Genomic DNA, 3,002 nt, shown 5'->3' with positions numbered 1-3,002 from the left:
TTGTATCTGTCAACGTAGCTTTGCGGATCTATTGTTTCATCTACAAATGAAGCAACTTTTACTATTTTAGGCTCTATTATTACACGTGGTATTCCATCTAAAACATCGTTAACAGTGATCGTAATTGTATCTCTATCTGATTCTCCATCCTTTTTTACAACTATATCCATGGTGTATGTTTTTCCTCCATCAGAAGATGTTGGAGTCCATGAAAACATGCCTGTATTTGATACTATTTTAGCACCTGCTGGTGGATTTTTCTCTAAACTAAACACTACATCTTTGACTGAACTATCTACTAGCTTGACAGTAAATGTGAGTAATTTCCCTTCATCTATTGATAATTTGCCTATTGGACTAATTTTGATATTTGTTGATTTCGGTGTTGCAGAAAATTCATTTGATGGATCACTTGTTCCTACAGCGTTTATTGCTGAAACTCTGTAGGAATATTTTGTATTTATTGTAAGGTTAGAGTGTGAATATTTTTTATCGGTGCTTTGTGTGTCTGCAACTAGTGTAGTGTAAATACCCTCATCTTTTTTCATTTCAATCATGTATCCTATAATTGGAGTGTTCCCATCTTCTGCTGGTGCACTCCATGCTAGATTAATTTGAGATGATGATACTACTGTAGCCGTTAATTTTATTGGTGGTGAAGACTTTGTTGCTGATACTGAAGTTGACTTTATTGGATCATCTATTACATTTACAGAATCTGTTCTTGGAGTAGCTGATGCTGAATTTGATTCGCCAGTTGATCCATATCCAATATTTGCACTTACTGCATAAGTGTATGTTTTATCAGTTGTTAAATTAGATACAATGAAAGTTGTTGTCTTGCCATCTGTATTACCAACTGTATCGTAAACATCTTGAGTAATCACACGTTTAATTTCATAACCACTTATTGCTTGACCAAAAGTTTCTGATGGTGGAATCCATGAGAGTTTAATTTGATTTGGTGAAATTGCATATGCAGTTAATGCAACAGGCGTTGATGTGTGTTGTGGTTTTACAGTAACACTTGATGATACTGTACTTGGTCCATTTGAATTAATTGAATAAACACGATAAGTGTAATCGCCAGTCTGTAATCCTTGATGAATAAATGATGTTGTTTTGCTTGCAGTATTTTCCTCAACTGTAATGTAATTTCCTGTACCTACTTTGTATTCTATTTTATATCCTGTAATTACAGGTACGTTTGAAGCCATTGTAGGCTCATCCCAAGAAATAATTATTGAAGTAGGAGAAACTGGTGATGCCTTTAGATTTTTAGGTGAACTTGGAAGAAGAACTGAAGGTGCTGATTTTACGTCAAAGGCCTGTATTCTATCATTGTCTGAATCTGCAACAAACAATAAACTATTTGTCTCATCTAATGCTATTCCAATTGGAGTATCAAATTGTCCATTTGCAGTACCCGACGAACCAAACTTTTCCTCAAAACAAACACCATCTACTATCTCTTCGGTACCACTTGGGCAAGTTGTACCGTCAACTATCTTGAAAATTTGTATTCTATTGTTATCTGATTCTGCAACATATAACAAATCATTTACTGAATCAAATGCCAATCCTGCTGGTTCATCGAATTTTCCATTTGCAGTGCCACTAGAGCCAAATTTTTTTACAAAACAAACACCGTCAACTGATTCTACAGTACCACTTGGGCAAGTCGTACCTGTAACTAATTCAAAAACTATGATTCTATCATTTCCTGAATCTGAAACATAGAGCATTTTATTTGAATTATCAATTACCATATTTGTTGGATTTTTAAAATTATCATTTCCATCAAATGAATTAAATTTGTACAAAAAACTTCCAGCAGAACTAAAGACAGAAATCGAATCATTATCAATACTTGAAACAAAAATATTTCTTGTAGTGTCTTGAACTACAATTCCTTTAGCTGATCCTAGATAACTGCTATCTGCACTATTTGATGAGCCAAACTTTGATTGAAATTCTCCATCATCATCAAATATCTGAACTCTATTATTGTCCTCATCTATAACAAAAAATTCCCCTAATGCATCTCTTGCAATGCTGATTGGACTGTTAAACTGGCCATCGCCATCAGCATCTGCCCCATCAGCATTGTCGCTACAATTCTGAATTACTCCTATATCACAAAATGATCCATACTGAAAATCATAATCTCCATCATCATCAAACACACTAATTCTGTTATTTTTATTATCTACAACATAGATATTTTTTCCATTTTTATCTACAACGACATCTGTAGGATTGTCAAATTTGTCATCTCCTGTTCCTATTGAACCAAATTCAAAGGCAAATTCTGGCTCCGCATATACTATCTGAATTGATGCTATGCAAAGTGCAAATAGTATGCTGAAAATTATTTTTCTCTCCAATGTATAACTGCTCAAATACAAATTTAATAAATCAGATAATAAATTTCACTACCCATTTGATCAATTGGGATTTACTATTTTGGAGATTTTATCTAAATTTTGATATATTTTCTAGTTTTAATCACAATGATTGCTGGTGCCACAACATACATTCCCAAATTCATCAAGATAACTCCAATTCCATATGACACTACTTCAGAGTCACTATCTGCATATGACATGATGGATAGTGATGATAATAGCGGTGTGATTGCAATCTTTACAATCTCTTTGAATATTGGATTGTCTCTTTCCATATCTGCTACATATGGCGAGAATGAATAGTAGAATTGGTTAAATCCACTCATAAATGATACACCAGAATCAGTACTCATCAGTTGATTGTCCCTTATTTCTCTGAGCATTTGGACCTGTGGTGCCATCTCTGTTCCATAAGTTGCTGTTGCAATGAGGCATCCTCCTTCTGAATCATCAACAATTACACACATTCCATCGATTAGATCAGTTCCTTCTCCACATTCTCCAAACTCTTCAACAACTTCTGGTTTCTCTGTAACTGGTTCTGTAATCACTGGTGGTGTAGTTTTTGGCTCTTCTAATCCCACTGCTTGGTAA

General features: G+C 34.3%; 2 protein-coding genes. Both read right to left on the bottom strand.

Translation table 11 applies throughout. From position 1 onward, the window contains the following. Window positions 1-2,387: fibronectin type III domain-containing protein (locus tag WDZ98_RS04610; RefSeq protein WP_368058667.1), on the bottom strand; the 2,387-nt coding region annotated here is incomplete at its 3' end. A 92-nt stretch (window positions 2,388-2,479) separates the two neighbouring features. Continuing rightward, window positions 2,480-3,002, bottom strand: a 523-nt coding sequence (locus WDZ98_RS04605) for a CFI-box-CTERM domain-containing protein (RefSeq protein ID WP_368060932.1), incomplete at its 5' end; no start/stop codon positions are given.

Source organism: Candidatus Nitrosopumilus sp. (assembly GCF_040878665.1).
In the GTDB taxonomy this organism is placed as follows: domain Archaea; phylum Thermoproteota; class Nitrososphaeria; order Nitrososphaerales; family Nitrosopumilaceae; genus Nitrosopumilus.
This window is presented reverse-complemented; position numbering and strand designations above follow the sequence as displayed.